Origin of the sequence: Dactylosporangium sp. NPDC049742 (genome assembly GCF_040674675.1) — a bacterium.
In the GTDB taxonomy this organism is placed as follows: Bacteria; Actinomycetota; Actinomycetes; order Mycobacteriales; family Micromonosporaceae; genus Dactylosporangium; species Dactylosporangium maewongense.
In genome coordinates this window covers 35,533-54,371 of record NZ_JBFANF010000065.1, presented here as the reverse complement: position 1 = coordinate 54,371, position 18,839 = coordinate 35,533, and the positions used below count along the sequence as shown (strand labels likewise).

At 71.9% G+C, this 18,839-nt stretch carries 15 protein-coding genes; 8 read left to right on the top strand and 7 right to left on the bottom strand.

The genetic code is table 11. The annotated features are described in order from the left end of the window. Positions 1-4 precede the first annotated feature (4 nt). Together AB0J72_RS47540 and AB0J72_RS47535 are read left to right on the top strand one after the other, a co-directional pair. Positions 5-268, top strand: coding sequence for a hypothetical protein (locus AB0J72_RS47540; RefSeq protein WP_344504361.1), 264 nt, complete (start codon positions 5-7; stop codon positions 266-268). After that, positions 269-1,096: a phosphotransferase gene (locus tag AB0J72_RS47535; RefSeq protein ID WP_363412384.1), complete on the top strand. Its 828-nt coding sequence runs from the start codon at positions 269-271 to the stop codon at positions 1,094-1,096. It begins immediately after the preceding gene. 4 nt (positions 1,097-1,100) lie between these two features. Here AB0J72_RS47535 and AB0J72_RS47530 read toward each other — a convergent pair whose 3' ends face one another. After that, entirely contained in the window at positions 1,101-4,889 is a 3,789-nt protein-coding gene (locus AB0J72_RS47530; RefSeq protein ID WP_363412382.1) for a SpoIIE family protein phosphatase, read from the bottom strand. A 194-nt stretch (positions 4,890-5,083) separates the two neighbouring features. On the opposite strand from AB0J72_RS47530, the gene AB0J72_RS47525 reads away from it, so the two are divergent. Then, the gene (locus AB0J72_RS47525) at positions 5,084-5,779 is read left to right on the top strand and encodes a GntR family transcriptional regulator (protein WP_363412380.1); all 696 of its coding nucleotides are present in this window, start codon (positions 5,084-5,086) and stop codon (positions 5,777-5,779) included. Positions 5,780-5,821: 42 nt separating this feature from the next. Here the strand turns inward: AB0J72_RS47525 and AB0J72_RS47520 are convergent, their stop codons facing one another. Beyond that, on the bottom strand, positions 5,822-6,676 hold the full coding sequence (locus AB0J72_RS47520; RefSeq protein ID WP_363412378.1) for a DUF2127 domain-containing protein: 855 nt from the start codon (positions 6,674-6,676) through the stop codon (positions 5,822-5,824). Between the two features lie 38 nt (positions 6,677-6,714). Then, the gene (locus AB0J72_RS47515; protein ID WP_363412376.1) at positions 6,715-7,551 is read right to left on the bottom strand and encodes a phosphatase PAP2 family protein; all 837 of its coding nucleotides are present in this window, start codon (positions 7,549-7,551) and stop codon (positions 6,715-6,717) included. A 200-nt stretch (positions 7,552-7,751) separates the two neighbouring features. On the opposite strand from AB0J72_RS47515, the gene AB0J72_RS47510 reads away from it, so the two are divergent. Next, positions 7,752-8,543 (top strand): maleylpyruvate isomerase family mycothiol-dependent enzyme, encoded by a 792-nt coding sequence (locus AB0J72_RS47510; RefSeq protein ID WP_363412374.1) that lies wholly within the window; start codon positions 7,752-7,754, stop codon positions 8,541-8,543. Positions 8,544-8,692: 149 nt separating this feature from the next. Here the strand turns inward: AB0J72_RS47510 and AB0J72_RS47505 are convergent, their stop codons facing one another. From AB0J72_RS47505 to AB0J72_RS47495, 3 genes are all read right to left on the bottom strand, one after another. Then, a complete protein-coding gene (locus tag AB0J72_RS47505) occupies positions 8,693-9,025 on the bottom strand; it encodes a hypothetical protein (RefSeq protein WP_363412372.1) in 333 nt (110 codons plus the stop codon). A 187-nt stretch (positions 9,026-9,212) separates the two neighbouring features. Continuing rightward, positions 9,213-11,435: a M4 family metallopeptidase gene (locus AB0J72_RS47500; protein ID WP_363412370.1), complete on the bottom strand. Its 2,223-nt coding sequence runs from the start codon at positions 11,433-11,435 to the stop codon at positions 9,213-9,215. 155 nt (positions 11,436-11,590) lie between these two features. Next, complete coding sequence (locus tag AB0J72_RS47495; protein WP_363412368.1) at positions 11,591-12,298, bottom strand: HAD family hydrolase; 708 nt, start codon at positions 12,296-12,298, stop codon at positions 11,591-11,593. Between the two features lie 68 nt (positions 12,299-12,366). On the opposite strand from AB0J72_RS47495, the gene AB0J72_RS47490 reads away from it, so the two are divergent. From AB0J72_RS47490 to AB0J72_RS47475, 4 genes are read left to right on the top strand one after another with little or no spacing between them, the layout of a single operon-like run. Continuing rightward, on the top strand, positions 12,367-12,870 hold the full coding sequence (locus AB0J72_RS47490) for a hypothetical protein (RefSeq protein WP_363412366.1): 504 nt from the start codon (positions 12,367-12,369) through the stop codon (positions 12,868-12,870). A 52-nt stretch (positions 12,871-12,922) separates the two neighbouring features. Next, positions 12,923-14,026: a magnesium and cobalt transport protein CorA gene (locus AB0J72_RS47485; RefSeq protein ID WP_363412364.1), complete on the top strand. Its 1,104-nt coding sequence runs from the start codon at positions 12,923-12,925 to the stop codon at positions 14,024-14,026. A gap of 45 nt (positions 14,027-14,071) precedes the next feature. After that, positions 14,072-14,623 (top strand): hypothetical protein, encoded by a 552-nt coding sequence (locus tag AB0J72_RS47480; RefSeq protein WP_363412362.1) that lies wholly within the window; start codon positions 14,072-14,074, stop codon positions 14,621-14,623. Between the two features lie 44 nt (positions 14,624-14,667). Then, positions 14,668-15,219 carry a hypothetical protein gene (locus AB0J72_RS47475; protein ID WP_363412360.1) on the top strand — a complete coding sequence of 184 codons (552 nt, stop codon included), beginning with the start codon at positions 14,668-14,670 and terminating at the stop codon, positions 15,217-15,219. Between the two features lie 1,118 nt (positions 15,220-16,337). Here AB0J72_RS47475 and AB0J72_RS47470 read toward each other — a convergent pair. Then, complete coding sequence (locus AB0J72_RS47470; protein ID WP_363412358.1) at positions 16,338-18,824, bottom strand: DNA topoisomerase IV subunit A; 2,487 nt, start codon at positions 18,822-18,824, stop codon at positions 16,338-16,340. Positions 18,825-18,839: the final 15 nt, after the last annotated feature.

The following is an 18,839-nucleotide window of genomic DNA, read 5'->3' as shown; positions in this document are numbered from 1 at the left end:
TGGCGTGACGCAATGGGAGTATGCGCGGCTTGAGTATCGGGCGGCTGGGACGCTGGGCACGGACAAGTTCGAGGACTGGGACGCGGTGTTCCACCACCCGGGTGGGGTGCAGCGGTGGGGCACCGACGAGCGGTACAACGACCTGCGCCACCTCAACCGGGCTGGGGCGGAGGGCTGGCAGGCCTATGACCGCGCCGCGCTCGTCGTCGGGCAGCCGCACCGGCTCCACGCCGTCACCTACTCGCTCCGCCGGCCGATCCAGCGCTGAGTGCGGGCACTCCTCGAGGCGCACTGGGGGCTGGCCGGCGCCGAGATCGTCGACCACCACGGTGGGATGAACTCACGCACGTGGTTCGTGACCGCGGGCGGCGTGCGGTACGTCGCGAAGTGCGCCGCCGGTGACTGGTTCCCCGGCGGGATCGCGGTCGCCGACGCGCTCGCGCGGCGGGGGTTCGCCAGCGGCGCCCCGGTCAGGACCACCGACGGCCGGCTGACCATACCGGCGACGTCAGGCGTCGCGCAGGGTGGCAGGCTGGCACTGCTCGCGTTCGTCGACGGCACCGCCACGGAGGACCCCGGCCGGATCGGCGCGAGGCTCGCCGAGGTGCACCGCCTGCTGCGGGGCGTCACCGTCGACGGCGAGGTCGCGATGGACTGGGTCGACCCCGGCGCCGCGCACCTCGGGCTGCGGCCGTGGCTGCGGGAGGCGGTCGCCGAGGCCGTCCACGCGCTGCACGCACAAGGTCCGCTCACCGAGGGGCTGCTGCACGCCGACCCCGCGCCGGAGGCCTTCGTGGGCCACGGGCTCATCGACTGGGGCGTCGCGTTGCGTGGGCCGCTGCTGTACGACGTGGCCTCCGCACTGATGTACCTGGGCGACGACGCCGGCGACGCGTTCCTCGACGCGTACGGGCGGGCCGGGACCATCCCCGACGGCGAGCTCCGCGACGCGCTCCCCGTGCTGGTGCGGTTCCGGTACGCGGTGCAGGCCGACTACTTCGCCCGCCGCATCGCCGGCGACGACCTGACCGGCATCGCGGGCCCGGCGGAGAACGAGAAGGGCCTCGAAGACGCCCGCCGCGCGTTGCGCGCCTGACGCGTCAGATCATGCGCATGCACCAGACGGCCTTGCCGTCGGCGGTGGGCCGGGTGCCCCAGCGGTCGCACAGCGAGGAGACCAGCTGGAGGCCGCGGCCGTGCTCGTCGTCCGGGGTCGGGCGCTGCTTGCGGGGCAGGTACGTCGCGGTGTCGTGCAGCTCGAGGACCACGTGGGTGCCGCCGTTGCGCAGGCGGAGCTGGATGGGCGGGCGGCCGTGCAGCACGGCGTTGGCGGCGAGCTCGCTGACGACGAGGACGAGGTCATCGACGACGCGGGACGGGGCATCCCAGCGGCGCAGGGTCGTGGCGACGAACTGGCGGGCGGTGCGCACGGCCCGCTCCTCGGCGGGGATGTCCTGGACGACGGACCGCTCCTCGCCGGGCTCGGCGACGACCCGGGCCAGCAGGACGGTGATGTCGTCGTCCGGGCCGTCGGGCAGCAGGGCGTCGACGAGCCGGTCCGGGACGTCGGCGAGCGGACCGGTCAGGGTGCCGACGTGGGCGGCGAGCGCGTCGATGCCCGTGTCGAGGTCGCGGTCGCGGTGCTCGACGAGACCGTCGGTGTAGAGGGTGAGCAGCGCCCCGACGGGCAGCTCGACGCGCTCCTCGCTCAGGGTCAGCGGGCCGGTGCCCAGCGGCGGGCCCGAGGCCGTGAGCGGGCGCACGGTGCCGCCCGGCAGCAGGAGCAGCGGCGGCAGGTGGCCGGCGTTGGCGTACGTGAGGCTGCGCTCGCCCGGGTCGTACACCGCGTAGACCACCGTGACGATCTGGTCTTCGCGCAGGTCGCGCACGACGCCGTCGAGGAACTCCAGGACGTCCGCGGGCGGCAGGTCGAGCCGGGCGTAGGCGCGGACCGCGGCCCGCAGCTGGCCCATCACCGCGGCCGCCGGGACCCCGCGGCCCATGACGTCGCCCATGACGAGGGCGGTGCGGTCGGCGCCGAGCTCGATGACGTCGTACCAGTCGCCGCCGACCTGCGTGCCGGCGACGCCGGGCCGGTAGTAGGTGGCGACCTCGAGGTGCTCGGGGGCGAACGTGAGCGGCGGCATGAGGCTGCGCTGCAGCTCGTCGGCGATGCGGTGCTCGCGGGCGGCGGCCTCCTGCAGGCCGCTGGCGGCGGCGAGGGCCTGCTCGGCGCGGCGCTGCTCGGTGATGTCCTGGTTGGAGCCGCGCAGCCGGACCGGGGCGCCGGTGGCGTCGAGCTCCAGCTCGCCGATGGTGCGGAAGACGCGCAGCGAGCCGTCGGGCTGAAACACCCGGGCCTCGTAGTCCAGCGGCTCGCCGGCGATCGCGGCCGCCATCGCCGCGTCGACGAGCGCGCGGTCGTCGGGGTGCAGGAGGGCGTTGGTCGCCTCGCGGGCGGCGGGGTCGAGCAGCTCGGCGGCGGTCATGCCCATCTGCCGCAGGAACTCCTCCGAGCCGTGGACGTCGCCGGTGGCGAGGTCGAGCTCCCAGCTGCCGACGGACGCGAGGCGCTGCGCCTGGTCCAGCAGCTCCCGGCTGCGCTGCAGCTCGTCGCGGGTGCGCCGGACCCGGTCGAACTCGAGGTTGGCCCGGACCCTGGCGCGCAGCTCCCGCGGCGAGAACGGCTTGATGAGGTAGTCGTCGGCGCCCGCGTCGAGCCCTTCGACGGTCGCCTCGTCGCCGGCCCGCGCCGACAGCATGACGACCGGCAGGAGTGCCGCGGCGCTGTCGGCGCGCAGGGCGGCGACGAGGCCGAAGCCGTCGAGCTCGGGCATCATGACGTCGGTGAGGACGAGGTCCGGCCGGGTGTCGCGCAGCAGGCGCAGCGCCGCCATGCCGTCGGGCGCCTCGACGATCTGGTAGTCGGCCTCGAGGATGGTGCGGATGTAGTCCCGCATGTCGCTGTTGTCGTCGACGACCAGGACCGTCGGCGCCGCCGAGTGCACCGGAGTGGCGGACGGCGGCGCGGGGACCATCCACCGCTCGACCTCCGCCAGGAACCCGGGCACGACCCGGTCCGCTGCCGACTTCCGGTCGGCCGCGTCGTGCGCGCCACCGGCACCGTCGGCGGCGCCCTCAAGAGCGGTGCCGGCGGCGGTACCGGACGCGGCGACGGGACCAGAAGCGGCGACGGGCTCGGGGGCGAACGGGAGCCTGACGGTGAACGTGCTGCCGGCGCCGGGGGCGCTGTGGACGCCCGCGGTGCCGCCGTGCAGGGCGGCGAGCTCCGCGACCAGGGCGAGGCCGATGCCGGAGCCCTCGTGGGTGCGGGAGGCGGTGCCCATGATGCGGTGGAAACGGTCGAAGAGGTTGGCCTGGTCGGCGGGGTCGATGCCGACGCCCGTGTCGGTGACGCTGAGCTCGGCGGCGCCGCCGACCTCGGCGACCCGGATGGTGATCGAGCCGTCGAACGTGAACTTCAGCGCGTTGGACAACAGGTTCAGCGTGATCTTCGCCCACATCTCCGGGTCGGCGAGGACGGGCCGGGGCAGCGGCGGGCAGTCGATGACGAGGTGCAGGCCGGCCCGCTGGGCGGCGGTGTCGAACATGCCGGCCAGCTCGGCGGTGGTGGTGGCCAGGTCGAGCGGCTCGAAGCGCGGCTCGACCTTGCCCGACTCCAGCTGCGAGAAGTCCAGCAGGGTGTTGACGAGCTTCAGCAGCCGCTCGGCGTTGCGGTGCACGACCTCGACCCGCTCGCGCTGGCCCGGCGGCAGCGGCCTGGCCTGGTCGGCGAGGGCGTCCTCGGTCGGGCCGAGCAGCAGCGTCAGCGGCGTGCGGAACTCGTGGCTGACATTGGTGAAGAACGCCGTCTTCGCCCGGTCCAGCTCGGCGAGGGACTCGGCGCGGCGGCGCTCGGCCGCGTAGGAGCGGGCGGTGCCGATCCTCGCCGCGAGCTGCCCGGCGATGAGGTCGACGAAGCCGGCGTACGCGGAGTCGAACGGGCGGTAGCGGTTGAGCCCGACGACCAGGAACCCGTACGGGCGGCCGCCGCCGGGCTTCGGCAGCGGGACCAGGCGCGCCTCGGTCGGCGGCTCGTCCCAGGCGCCGGTCGGCAGGTCGGTGTAGCCGCCGAGGGTCAGCGGGGCGCCCCGGGCGAGCTCCGCCACGGGCCAGAACGGCCCGGCGTCAGGGTCGAGCACCGCGGGTGCCGCCGGCGCGCCGGGCTGCACGCCGGTGCTGCAGGCGAGGCGGGCGGTGTCGGCGTCCTGGTCGAAGAGGTACGTGAGGGTGAAGGGCAGATCGTCGGCGCGGGCCCCGAGGTGCCGGACCACCGCGTGGAAGAGGCCCTCCTCGCCGTCGCCGGCGGTGTCGGTGCCGAGGTCGCGCAGGGTCGCCATGCGGCGCTCGCTGATGACGCGGTCGGTGTCCTCGCTGACCACGCAGAGCATCCCGGCGATGACCCCGTCGTCGTCGGTGAGCGGGCTGTAGGAGAAGGTGTGGTAGGTCTCCTCGGTGTAGCCGCTACGGCTGAGGAACAGGCGCAGCGCCTCGTCCCAGGTGGCGTTGCCGGTCTGCATGACGGCGGCGATCCGCGGGCCGATCTCGGGCCAGATCTCGGCCCACACGTCGCGGGCCGGCTTGCCCAGGGCCCACGGGTACTTCTTGCCGAGCGTGTCGCGCCGGTAGGCGTCGTTGCAGAAGAACGTCAGCTCGGGGCCCCACGCCATCCACATCGAGAACCGGGAGCCGAGCAGGATCCGCACGACCGAGCGCAGGCTCTGCGGCCAGCTCGCGGGCTCACCCAGCGGGGTCGCCGCCCAGTCGACCGCGCCGAGGTCGCGGCTCACCTCGGAATCGTCGGACGTCGACCAGGCCGCCTCACCCACCCGACCAGCGTACGCAGAGAACGGGACTCGTACACCGCGCCAGTGCGCCATCGGCGGGTGCGGCCGCCCCCGTCTCGCATCAGCCGCACCGCCGATGGCGAACCAGCTGCGGGAATGTGAGGATGACACTGCCCTCCATCCGATCGTATATGATCGTGCGGGCGCCCGGCCCCTGTCAAGAGCGGAACTCGCACGTGCAGCATGAGCACAGCAGTACCGGGCCGTCCGGGCCCGCGGACCATGACGGGCCGCCCGCGCTGTCGAAGCACGAGCTCGCCTACCGCCGCATCCGCCAGCGGATCCTCGACGGCCGGTACCGGCCTGGACATCGCCTCGTGCTCAGCACCCTGGCCAGGGAGCTGGACGTCAGCCCCGTGCCGGTGCGGGAGGCGATCCGGCGGCTGGAGGCGGAAGGCCTCGTCAGCTTCGAGCGCAACGTCGGCGCCCGGGTCGCCACGCTCGGCGACGACGACTGGGTGCAGCTGGTCGAGATGCTGGCGCTGCTGGACGGGTTCGCGTTCGCGGCCGCGGCGCCGCAGATGTCCGCCGAGCGGATCGGGACCGCCCGGGGGCTGAACGCCCAGCTGCGCCTGGAGCAGAACAACGAGCGGGTCATGGCGCTGCACCGGGAGTTCCACCGCACGATCTACGGCTGCTGCGGCAACCGGCACGTGATCGAGGCCCTCGAATGGATCTGGGACCGCATCGACGCGTCGCGGGTCCTGGCGTCGCTCTACCCCCGGCTGCGGGTGCGGGCCGCGGTCGACGAGCACGACGAGCTGCTGGACCGGCTGGAGCGGGGCGAGGACGACGCGGGCACGCTCGAGGCCTGCGCCCGCGAGCACAACCTCAACACCATCCGGGCGATCAGGTCCGCCCGGGAAAAGTAGAAGACCGGCATCCACGGGGGAAGATGCCGGTCTCGCGTTCAACTATACGACGCCCGCACGTTTCCCGCCAGAGGTCAATTCGGTCGGGCGTTCGTCACCCTGGGCGACCGGCGCCTTCGGGTTGCGCAGACCCTTCGGCAGGGTCGGCTCGCTGGCGGCGATCTCCACCTCGATGAGGCTGGTCTCGTGCCGCTCGGCGGCGTACGCGGCATGCCCGCCACGCAGCCCGAAGAGCCGCTTCGACAGCAGGATGTAGAGCACGGCGACGATGTTCACCACGAGCGCGCCGATGCGCAGCCAGGTGACCTTCTCCGACAGCTCGTAGATCTCCACCGGCAGGCCGAGCGACGTGGCGACGACGGCGAAGTACTCACCCCAGCGCTTCAGCATCCACAGGCCGACGCCCTCGACGACCTGCAGGACGCCGTAGACCATCAGGCCGATCGCGACCCACAGCAGCGTCTTGGACTCCGCCTCGATGACCGTCCGGATCGTGTGGATCATCGCGGAGTCCTCGAACTTCCAGCCGATCCGGTCCGCGAACGGGCGCAGCAGCGGCAGGTCCTCGTTGAACGCCCGCTCGACGCCGTCGCGGTGGCTGCGGAAGCGGAACACCCCGTAGCCGGCGAGCAGCACGGCGATGCCCTTGGCGAACCGCTCGATCGACAGCAGCCGCAGCACGAGCGCGTCGCGCAGGGCCCGGCCCCGCAGCACGATCGGGGCGTCCTCGGCGGGGCCCTGCGCCTGCGGCTCGCCGATGACGAAGTCGCCGCACCGCAGGCAGCGCCACGCCGCGCCGACAGGGGTCGTGGCGTGCAGCCGCTCCCGGAAGGGCGCCTCGTCCGGCGCGTAGGTGACGTGCCCGCGCCGCGCGCAGGTGCGTAGGTTCCAGTCCACGCGCTATTCGTACCGCAGACGTGCCGGCCCCGCGTCGGTCAGGTCGGCTTTCCAACGGTCTGCGGATGCCCGGCGTCGGTGATCGTGTCGCCGAAGGTGGCCAGGTAGGCGGCCTCGCCGACGGCGAGGTAGTCCAGGTTGCGCCGCAGCTGCGCGGGGATCTCGACCGGCGCGGGCGCGTCGGCCTGCGTCCCGGTCCGCCCCCGGGTGCGCCCCACGACCAGCATCAGCGCGCCGACCAGGATCGAGGCGATGATCCCGTCGAGCCAGTAGTGGTTGGCGGTGCCGACGACGACCAGCATCGTGATCACCGGGTGGGCCAGCCACAGCCAGCGCCACCGGCCGCTGGTCGCCGTGATGAGCCCGAGCGCGATGACCAGCGCCCAGCCGACGTGCAGCGACGGCATCGCCGCGTACTGGTTGCTGAGCGTGTCGGTCTGCGGCGGCCCGTACACCGACGGACCGAACTTCGCGGCGGTGTCGATCATCCCGATGCCGGCCAGCATCCGCGGCGGCGCGAGCGGGAACCCGAGGTGCATGACCAGCCCCGCCGCGGTCAACCAGGCGAGGATCCGCCGGAAACGCAGGTAGTGTGCGGGACGGAAGACGTACATGAACAACAAAAACGCGACGGTCGCCGGGAAGTGCACGACGGCGTAGTAGACGTTGGCGACGCGGATGACGACGTCGGAGGTGAGCAGCAGGTGCTGCAGGTCCGCCTCGCCCGGTAGCCACAGCGCCCGCTCGGCGCGCCAGACCAGCTTCGCGTTGGCGTACGACTCCCCGACCCGCCCGTCGACGAGCAGCCGGCCCATCTTGTACGCGAGGAAGAGTCCGACGATGAGCAGCAGCTCGGCCCAGGCACGGGGACGCACCCGCGTCCCTTGCTGGGACGTGGTTCGCGTGGCGGCGTCGTCCCGTTCACGCAACCCGGGCCCCGTGTTCACGATCGACAACGTACCTGATGTTGCCAACCCGGCAATATTGCCGATCGGGCAGTCCTAGTCATGTCCTGCGTCACAAACTTGTTTATGCTTCAAGGAAATTGTCGATGTTCAAGCGTTGAAGGAGCACGATGAGCAGCCGAGCCGACCAGGCGATCGCCGCCCTGCGCAAGGGGCACGAGGATCTCACCACCGTCGTTCGCGGCCTCACGTCTGAGCAGCTCACCAGCCCTTCGGCGGCGAGCGAGTGGGACATCTCCCAGGTGATCAGCCACCTGGGCAGCGGAGCCGAGATCAACCTGGAGGTGGTGCGCGCCTCGCTCGAGGGCCGCCCCGCCCCGGAGTTCGAGTTCAACAAGGGCGTGTGGGCCCGGTGGGACGGGATGACCCCGGCCGAGCGGGCTGTCGAGTTCCCGGTTGCGAACCAGCGCCTGGTCGAGGCATACGAGGCACTCGACGCCGAGCAGCGCGCCTCGCACCGCATCGACGTGGGCTGGATGCCCGAGCCCGTCGACGTCGCGACGTCGGCGGTGCTGCGGCTGACCGAGTTCGGCTACCACGACTGGGACGTCCGGGTCGCGCTCGACCCGTCGGCGACCCTCGCGCCGGAGGCGGCGGTGCTCATCGACGAGCGGGTGGAGGGGCTGTTCGGCTGGATCGCGAAGCCGGCGTACCTCGACGGGCGCACCGCCGACCTGCTCGTCACGCTCACCGACATCGGCGAGCAGCGCGGCCTGCGCCTGGCCGACCCGGTGACCCTGGGCGCCGCCCCGGCGTCGCCGGACGGCGAGCTGAGCCTGACCCTGGACGCGTTCCTGCGCCTGGCCGCCGGCCGCCTCGGTCCCCGGTACACCCCGTCCGACGTGAAGATCACCGGCCCGATCACCCTCGACGACCTCCGCGCCGTCTTCCCCGGCTACTGAGTTCACTGCCTTCCCCCCGGACACAGAGCGACCCCGGCACCGGAGTTCCGGGCCGGGGTCGCGAGGGGTGGGGGGACGAGCGGCAAAGCTGAGTGTGGAGCCGTGCGGCGGCGCGGTCGTGCCGGACGTTGCCGCAGCAGATCAGCGGATCAGGCGGCCTTGAGCTCCTTGAAGCAGAGCACGTCGCCCTTCTCGCCCGTCTTGCCCCACCAGTAGAGGCCGGTCGCCTCCGGGAACGCCTGGCACACCGTCGTGTTCGGGTCGCGGGCGACGGAGGCGTCCTGCTTGCTGACCTTTCCGACGACGCTGTAGTCCGCGTCGGCGCCGCCGCACTTCACGATCTTCAGTTCGTTTGCCGAAACCTCGTGCAGGCAGTCGCCGACGTTGGCGTTCTCCGCAGAGTCGCGGTTGAGGTACCAGCCGATGCCGGCCAGGACGAGGAGCACGACGATGGAGACGCCGAATCTAACAACCTTGGACATGCGGAATTTTCTACAGGTCACGGAGCGTTAGCGCTGTCCCGCTCTCATATCGAATCCATCACGGCCAGGTCTCACATTGGCGCAGGCAGGACCGGTCGGTGCCTGCCTGCGCCGTTGTGGGCGTTATGCCATGTGTCGACGCTGTGTCGTCGGCCACAGACGTTCGGGGCCTAAAGTCCCCCGGACGTCAGAGGGTGAGCGTCCAGGTGTCGATCCGGCCGGTGTCGAGGCTCGCGGCGTCGCGGACCCGCAGGGTCCAGGTGCCGTTCGCGGCCTCGGTCGACAGGTTGACGGTGAAGTTCTGGATGATGTTGTCGGCGCTGCCACCGGACCGGTTCGACAGGTTGTAGACCGAGCCGTCGGGGGCGACGACGTCGACGACCAGGTCACCGCGGTAGGTGTGGTAGATCGCCACGTTCACCGAGCTGGTGGCCGAGGCGTTGCGGTTGCAGCCACTGATGGTGATCGTGCTGGTCACCGTGGTGTTGTCCGGGATCGCGACGTCGTTGCCGTTGGTCCCGGTGCAGCCCGGCGCGCCGTTGACGGTCAGGCTGAACGTGGTGGTCCGGGTCGAGCTGGCGCCCGTGCCCGTGATGGTCACCGCGTAGGTGCCGGACGGGGTCGACGCGGAGGTGGCGATCGTCAGCGTGGACGTGCCGCCGGCCGAGTTGATCGAGGCCGGGCTGAAGCTGGCGGTCGCACCCGACGGCAGGCCGGACGCGGTCAGCGCCACGGTCTGGGCCGAGCCGTTGGTCAGCGTCGCGGTGATCGTGCTGGTCGCCGAGCTGCCCGGGTTGACCGAGCCGCTCGCCGGCGCGGCGGCGAGGGAGAAGTCGTTGCCGGTCGGGCAGACGGCGTCGTTGCCGGCCACGTTCACCGCGGTCCACGCGGCCTGGACGGCCTTGTACTCCGCGGAGCAGGTGCCGTACAGGTCGGTCGCGGCGCTCAGCGAGTACGCCCGGGCCGTGTTGCCCGGGTTGCTGGTGTTCACGTAGCTGGTGTTCGAGGTGAAGTAGACGTCGAGCGCGCGGTACCAGATCTTCTCCGCCTTGGCCCGGCCGATGCCGACGACGGCGGGCGCGGAGCCGCAGACCGGCGAGGTGCCGTAGGCGGTGGCCCCGGTGCCCTCGGCGAGGTTGAAGAAGAAGTGGTTCGCCGGGCCGGAGCTGTAGTGCACGTCGACGTTCTTGGTGGTGGTGGACCAGCAGCCGTGCGACGAGCCGTCCAGGGTCGGGTTGTACATGTAGCGCAACGGCGTGTTGTTGCCGTTGATGTTGATCTTCTCACCGATCTGGTAGTCGCCCGCGTCGCTGGCGTTGTTCGCGTAGAACTCGACCATCGAGCCGAAGATGTCGCTGGTGGCCTCGTTGAGACCGCCGGACTCACCGGAGTACACCAGGCCGGCCAGCGCCTCCGTGACGCCGTGGCTCATCTCGTGGCCCGCGACGTCCAGCGCGACGAGCGGCCGGCTGTTGCCGGAGCCGTCGCCGTAGGTCATCTGCGCGCCGTCCCAGAACGCGTTGACGTACGCGTTGCCGTAGTGCACCCGCGACGGCACGCCGGCACCGTTGCCGAAGATGCCGTTCCGGCCGTGCACGTTCTTGTAGTAGTCGAACGTGACCGCCGCGCCGAAGTGCGCGTCGACGCCGGCCGACTGCCGGTTGGAGTTGGCGCCGGTGCCCCACGTGTTGTCCGCGTCGGTGAACGTGGTGCAGGTGCTGGTGCCGTTGTTCATGTCGCAGGTCCGGCCGTTGCCGTGCGACGGGTCGATCATCTGGTAGGTCGTGCCCGACAGCGTCGTGTCGATCGGGACCGAACCCGAGTAGATGCTGTTGCCGGTGCCCTGGACGGTCTCGATCTCGTCGAAGGCGCCGCGCACCGCGTTGGTGTTCGCGTCGGTGATGACGTGCAGCTTCGACGGGGTCTGTCCGTCGGCGAGCCAGCCACTGACCACGGTCTCGTAGGCGAGCACGCCGGTGCCGTCGCTCGCGTCGACGAACAGCTCGGGGCTGCCGACCGCCGTGATCGTGCCACTGAACGCCGACTTCGCCTTGGCGGCACCGGCCGTCTTGGACACCGCGGCGCTGGTGCCGAGGGTGAGCGGGGCGTGCAGCCCGACGGACGCGCTGCTGAACGCGCCGTCCGGCGCGGCGTGCACGACGAAGTCGCCGCCGTAGACCCGCAGGCCGTGGTAGGTGCGGGTATAACGGGTATGGGACGCGCCGCTGGCGTCCTTCCGGCTCCTGGCGACCGTGTAGGCCTCACTGTCGGCGGCCCGGATGTCCGCCCGGTGGGCCTGCAGGGCCGAGGGGGCTGGGGTGCTGGGCGACGCGTCAGCTGGTGACGCGAGAGCGGCCAGCATGCCCCCGGTCAGGAGCAGTGCACCGGCTGCGGCGATCTTTCGTTTCACTCGGCCTCCCTGGCAGCGGATGTGCCGTGACGGTAGTCACGTATGTACATATAGCAATGCCTAGGGATGACCCATCCATATCACTTCCCTCATACCGCCCGGGGCGTCACCCGTCGGGGTGGGTCCGGACGCGACCGGTTTATGCCACTTCGTCCTTATGCCACTTCGTCGGGAGACATCCGCGTCGGCAGGTCGAGCACCGAGGCGAGGCGCCGCGCCTCGGGCACGTCGGCGCGGCGCGCCGGGTCGATGAGGAACGCGGTCATGCCGAACTTCTCCGGCCCCACGAAGTCCGCGAGGTAGGTGTCGCCGACGAAGACGGCCGCGGACGGCTCGATGCCGAGCGCCTCCACGGTCGCGGCGTAGATCGCCGGGTGCGGCTTGCGGTGGCCGACCTCCACCGACGTGATCACCACGTCCATCAGGTCGGCGATGCCCATCGCCGCGAGGTGGCCCGGCACCAGGTCCGGCTGGTGCGTGTTGGTGACGACGGCCAGCCGGTACACCCGCGACAACGACTGAATGAGCGGCACAACCCCATCGGGATACCTGACGCCGGCGCTCCACTCGGCCAGGTAGGCCCGGGTGAACGCGTCGACCTCGCCGGCGGCGGGCACCCGGCCGAGCACCTCGGTGAGGTAGGCGGTGCCGACCTGCGCCATCGAGAACTCGTGGTCGTCGGCGTCGCTGTCCCGGTCGAACGCCGCGAACGCGCCGTCCCAGCCCTGGAGGAACTCGGCGTAGGAGACCGTGGCGCCGAGCCCGCCCAGCTCCGCGTAGGCGCGCGGGTACCCCTGGCTGGTGCGGCCGGCGTCATAGTCGACGAGCGTGCCGAAGAAGTCGAACAGGATGTGCGAGTACATCCGGGCAACCTTAACGAGACTCATCGACAGCCCTTGAAGCCTCGGCTACCCGGGAGTAACTTGACCGGATGCGAATGGTGGCGCTGCTGGCCGCGGCGATCGGGATCATCGTCGAGGGCGTGGTCGTCGGCGCCGCGCTGTTCGTCGTCGGTGGGGTGATCGGGGCATACTCCATGTCGCTCAACGGCGCCGATCCAGGCCATGCCCAGGTCGGGATCCGGGTCGCCGCCGTCATCCTGGGTGCGTTGCTGGTCGCGCTCGGCGCGGTGCTGCTCGCTGCCGCGTTGCGGCGCCGCGCCGCCGGCCGCCTCGGACACCGCACCGCCGGCCGTGTCGGACCTGGCGCCGCCGGCAGTCTCGGACAGCGGGCCGCCGGCCGTCTCGGACAGCGGACCGCCGGCCGCTTGACGATGGTCGCGCTGGTCGTGCAGTGCGTGGTCGTCACGGTCGCCGGGATCGCGCTCGGCTGGGAGGTCTTCGCCGGCACGCTGCTCGTGCTCGGCGCGCTGCTCTACGTCCAGCTGGACGAGAGCGAGACTCCCCCGCTACCCCGCACGGCCGATACCCCCTGACGATCTACGCGGTAGCGTGGCGCTACCGCGTGGCACGTGAAAGGGGTCGCGAGTGCAGCAGGTCAGGGTCGGCCGGCGGGTCGGCCGGATGATCGGCCGGATGATGCGCCACCTGCAGCCCGGCGAGCCACTGCCGCACCTGCTCGCCGACGACGGGCGGGACTCGATCGTCGACTGCGCGCTCTACGTCCGCGGCGTCCGGCAGCCGGGCGGGCACACGTTCCACGAGGCGTACGCGGCGGCCCGCCGGCGGCGCAACGGGTTCGTCTGGCTGGGGCTGTTCGAGCCGACGTGGGCCCAGTTCGCGGCCGTCGCCGAGGAGATCGGCATCGACGACCACACCGCCGAGAAGGCCGTCGCACGGGAGCGCCGGCCCGCCGTCGAGCGCCGCGGCGACGTGACGATGCTGGTGATCCGCACCGCCCGCTACGTCGAGCACGCCGAGCTGACCGCCACCTCCGAGGTCGTCGACACCGGCGCGGTGACCCTGCTCATCGGCCCGCACTTCGTCGTGTCGGTCCGGCACGGCGGCGCGGGCGCGCTCGCCGACGTCCGCCAGCAGCTGGAGCAGCGCCCCGCCATGCTCGGGCGCGGTCCGTGGGCGGTCGCCTACGCGGTGTGCGACCGCATGATCGAGGTCTACCACGACGTCTCCACCGACGTGGAGCAGGACGTGGAGCAGCTGGAGCAGACCGCGTTCCTGCGCGTCGGCGGCTGCGACGTGCAGCAGATCTACCAGCTCAAGCGGGAGCTGGTCGAGTTCAAGCGGGCGGTCGTGCCGCTGCAGGCGCCGCTGCGCCGGATGAACGACCCGGCCGTGGTGGAGCTGCCGCCGCAGCTGCGGCAGTACTTCGCGGACCTGCTCGGCCGGCTCACCCAGGTCGTCGACCGGGTCGCCTCCGACAACGAGCTGCTCGACTCGATCCTGCAGGCCCGCCTCGCCCAGGTCGGCCTGGACCAGAACAACGACATGCGCAAGATCGCCTCCTGGGCCGCGATCGCCGCGCTGCAGACCGCGATCGCGGGCATCTACGGGATGAACTTCGAACACATCCCCGGGCTGCGGTGGGACTACGGCTTCTACCTCATCCTGCTGATCATGACCGTCGGGTCGGTGGTCCTCTACCGCCTGTTCCGGCGCTCGGGCTGGCTGTGAAGCTGGCGGTGACCCTCCTCGACGGCCTGACCTAAGATCGTCGCCGTGTCGTACACCTTCCTCACCGCCGCCCGGATCTCCATGTCCCGGGAGGGCTTCGACACCTGGCTGGACGCACCGGTGCCGCCCGCCGCACGCATCGAGAACCCTTCGGCGATGTTCGCCGGCTGGTGGTGGTCCGACCGCACGCCGCAGTGGTCCACCGACGCCGTCACCGGGACCCCTCGCTCCCTGCTCGCCGAACGCGCCGACGACCCGCAGACACTGACCGTGCTGCGCCACCACGACGGCGCCCTGGAGGCGTACCTGTGGACGGTCGGCCACTCCGGCTTCTGGGAGCCCCCCGCCCAGCGGCTGCTGCTCATGCTGGCCGGCGCGGCCACCGTCAAGACCGACGACACCGAGGACCACGTCCTGTTCTGGGAGGACGCCGCCGGCACCCTCCCGACCCGCGACGAGTCGGCGCTGATCTCCCTGCTGGCCATCGGCCGCGACAGCGCCCGCTTCGTCGGCCGGCGCCCACTGTCCGACCTGCTCACCCGCCTGGCCCCGGTCGAGGATGCCTTCGCCGAGCTCGCCGAGTCCTACGACGACTAGGCTCGGCCCGGGAACCTCACGCCGCCGCCGCGACTCACGGACGCGTGAGACTTTCTTCGTGGTGCGCCGTGCTGCTGCCGGCCGTCGTCGCGGTGTCCGGCGGCTGTACCGCCGACCGCCCACAACCGCCGTCCCAGACCGCCCCCGCACTGGGCGCACCCTCTCCAGGCGCACCGTCGCTGAGCACGCCGCCTCAGACCGTGCCGGCCGCCACCTCCGCCCGCTCGGGATGCGGCTCCCCCGTCGACACCGGCCCGCTACCCGAGTGGGCCCGCGCCGGCTTCACCGGCGACTCGAGCATGCCGCACGTCCTGGCCGACCGCGGCACCATCGTCGCCGCGATGTTCGGCCACCCACTCGCCGTCACCAGACCCGACGGCTCCTCCAACAAGATCCTCTGGGTCGCCAAGGACCCCACCCCACCCGGCGACCTGCAGATCGACGCCACCCTCGCCGGCACGAACACCCCCGTCCGCCGCACCGTCCCCGGCGGCCCCGGCCCGTCAATCATCGACCTCCCCCACCCCGGCTGCTGGCATCTCACCCTCACCTGGCCGGCCCACACCGACACCCTGGACCTCACCTATCAGCCCTGACCCACCAGACACCCGGCACCCCAACGACGCGGATGATCGAAGGATGGCCCGGGCCGCGCCGGCAGCCACCTCGGTCCTTGGATCAACCCGGCACGAGGCTCACCCTCACGAACTCGGCACCCAGCAACACTCACACCCACCCCCTGCAGCGGCCCCGGCGACGCCGGTGATCGAAGGACGGACCCGGTCGCGGCAACGACCGTCCCGCGACTTGGATCAACCGCCACGACAACCTTGCGAACCCGGCGCCCAGCCTCGGCAGCCAGCGACACTCACGCCCGACCCCAGCTGCGGCGCGGAAACGCCATGCCCGAGGAGGCGACTCCGAGCCCCGACAACCTGGGCCGTCGAGGGCAACCTCAACGACCGCTGCGGCCTAGGTGCTGTCGGCGCCGCGTCGGGGTGAGCTCGCCGATGCTGAGGATTCAGCGACGCTGCGCCGGCACGCTCACCGACGTTGGGCACAGCACCGCGGCGCCGGGTGGGCACCGGAACGCAGCAGCACGGCGACGCCGGTGATCGAAGGACGGCACCGGTCGCGGCAACGACCACCCCGCGACTTGGATCAACCACCACGACAATCGGCCCCGCGAACCCGGCGCCCAGGCCCCGGCAGCCAACAACACACCCACCTGCAGCACGGCGACGCCAGTGATCCAAGGACGGCACCGGTCGCGGCAACGGCCACCCCGCGACTTGGATCAACCACCACGACAATCGGCCCCGCGAACCCGGCGCTCAGACCCGGCAGCCAACAACACTCACGCCCGACCTTCCACCCCGACCCTGCGGCGGCACGGAGACGCCATGGGGGCACAGGCGCTGGTCCGGGCGGCGGACCGGGAGCAGGCCGCTGCGGTGAGGAGGCAGCGCCGCTGCGCCGGTGGGCGCGCCGACGCTGGGTGCAGCACCGTGGCGTCGGGTGAGCACGCCGACGCTGAGAAGGCAGCGGTCCTTCGCCGGTGAGCTCTCCCGGTGATGTTGGGTCGGGTGAGCGCGCTGGCGGTGAGGAGGCAGCGGGCAGCGGCGGGTCAGGGCGCCGGCGCTGGGGTGGGCAGCGCCGGCGGGACCGAAGCGGGTTGCGGGATCAGGCAGGTTGGTGGGTGCGGGTGAAGGGGTCAGCCGCGTTCGACCAGGTGGCCGACGATTTCGGGGGCTCGGAGCTGGGCGCCTGAGCCGTCGCGGCGCTGGTCGGGGGCGGGCAGGTCGCGGGGCTCGCCCTTGGTGGAGGAGGCGGCCGGGCGGGGGCCCACCCAGGCGAGCACCAGGCGGCTCTCGCCCTTCAGGAAACGCTGGGCGCGCACGCCGCCGGTGGCGCGGCCCTTCGCCGGGTAGAGGCGCAGCGGGGTCATCTTGGCGTTGCCGATGGTGGCGGTGACGACCATGGGCTCGCCGTGCTGGGGGTCCTGGGTGTTGATGGCGCCGAAGTAGAGGACCTGGGCGCCTTCGGACAGGGCGATGCCGGCCATGCCGCCGCCCTTCAGGCCCTGCGGGCGGACGAGCTTGGCCGGGAAGCGGAGCAGGGACGCGTCGGAGGTGACGAAGGCGAGGGTCTCGGTGCCGTCGGTGAGCCAGGTGGCGCCGACGACCTCGTCGCCGTCGCGGAGGCCGATGACCTCGAACTCGTCGGCGCGGACGGGCCACTCGGGGGCGCAGATCTTCACCATGCCGTTGCGGGTGCCGAGGGCGAGGCCGGGTGAGCCCTCGGCGCCGGGGCCGCCGAGCGGGGCGAGGGCGACGACCGTCTCGCCGGGCTGGAGGGAGATGAGCTCGGCGGTGGACATGCCGCCGCGCAGGGAGACGGTGCCGGGCTGCTCGGGCAGGACGGGCAGGGGCAGGACGTCGACCTTGAACGCCCGGCCGAGGCTGGTGACGAGCAGCACCTGACCGCGGGCGGTGGTGTGCACGACGGCGCGGACGGTGTCGTGCTTGTCGCGGCCGGCCTTGCGGCTGCCCTCGGGGGCCTCCTCCGACTCGGCGGCGGTGCGGGCGACCAGGCCGGTCGTGGACAGCAGGACCTGGCACGGGTCGTCGGACACCTCGAGGGGGCCGGCGGGGATGGACGCGGCGAGAACCTCCTTGAGGTCGCCGTCGATGAGCGTGGTGCGGCGCGGCTGGGCGAACTCCTTGACCACGGCGGCCAGCTCGTCGGAGACGACCTTCTTCAGGACCTTCTCGTCGTCGAGGATCTGGCTGAGCGCGGCGATCTCCTCGTTGAGCCGGGCCTGCTCGGCCTCCAGCTCGATGCGGTCGTACCGGGTGAGGCGGCGCAGCGGCGTGTCGAGGATGTAGGTGGCCTGGATGTCGGTGAGGCCGAACTCGCTCATGAGCGACGCCTTGGCGGCGGCCGCGTTCTCGCTGGCGCGGATGAGCGCGACGACCCGGTCGATGTCCAGCAGCGCGATGAGCAGGCCGTCGACGAGGTGCAGCCGGTCCTGGCGCTTCTTGCGGCGGAACTCGGTGCGCCGGGTCACGACCTCGTAGCGGTGCGCGAGGAAGACCTCCAGCAGCGGCTTGAGGCCGAGGGTCTGCGGCTGGCCGTCGACGAGGACGAGGTTGTTGACGCCGAAGGACTGCTCCAGCGGGGTCAGCCGGTACAGGTCCGCGAGCAGCGCCTGCGGGTTGACGCCGACCTTGCACTCGATGACGAGGCGGGTGCCGTTCTCCCGGTCGGTGAGGTCCTTCACGTCGGCGATGCCCTGCAGGCGCTTGGTCTTGTTGACCTCGTCGGTGATCTTCTCGATGACCTTCTCGGCGCCGATGCCGTAGGGCAGCTCGGTGACGGTGATCGCCTGCCGGCCGCGGCTGCCTTCGAGCAGGCCGATCTCGACCCGGCCGCGCATGCGCACGACGCCACGGCCGGTCTCGTAGGCGCGGCGGACCTCGTCGAGGCCGAGCAGCAGCCCGCCGGTCGGCAGGTCGGGGCCGGGGACGAACTCCATGAGCTTGTCGAGCGTGGCCGCCGGGTGGTTGATCAGCCAGCGGGCCGCGGCGACGACCTCGCCGAGGTTGTGCGGGATCATGTTGGTGGCCATGCCGACGGCGATGCCCGACGAGCCGTTGACCAGCAGGTTGGGGAACGCGGCGGGCAGCACCGAGGGCTCGTCGAGGGAGCCGTCGTAGTTGGGCCGGAAGTCGACGGTGCCCTCGTCGAGCTCGCCGACGAGCAGCATCGCCTCGCGCGACATCCTCGCCTCGGTGTACCGGGAGGCGGCCGGACCGTCGTCGGGGGATCCGAAGTTGCCGTGGCCGTCGATCAGCGGCACGTTGAGCGAGAAGTCCTGCGCCATGCGGACCATCGCGTCGTAGATCGCGCTGTCGCCGTGCGGGTGGTACTTACCCATGACGTCACCGACGACGCGGGACGACTTGACGTGGCCGCGGTCGGGGCGGTGCCCCTGCTCCTGCATCGAGAACAGGATGCGGCGGTGCACCGGCTTGAGGCCGTCGCGCGCGTCGGGCAGCGCGCGGGAGTGGATGACCGAATACGCATACTCCAGGTAGGAGTCCTCGACCTCGGTGATGAGCGGGTTGTTGAGCACCCGCGCGCCCGCCTGGTCGAAGGCGGACAGGTCGGCCTTCATTGGTTTGGCCTTGCGTGCCATGTCGCCGGACTACCC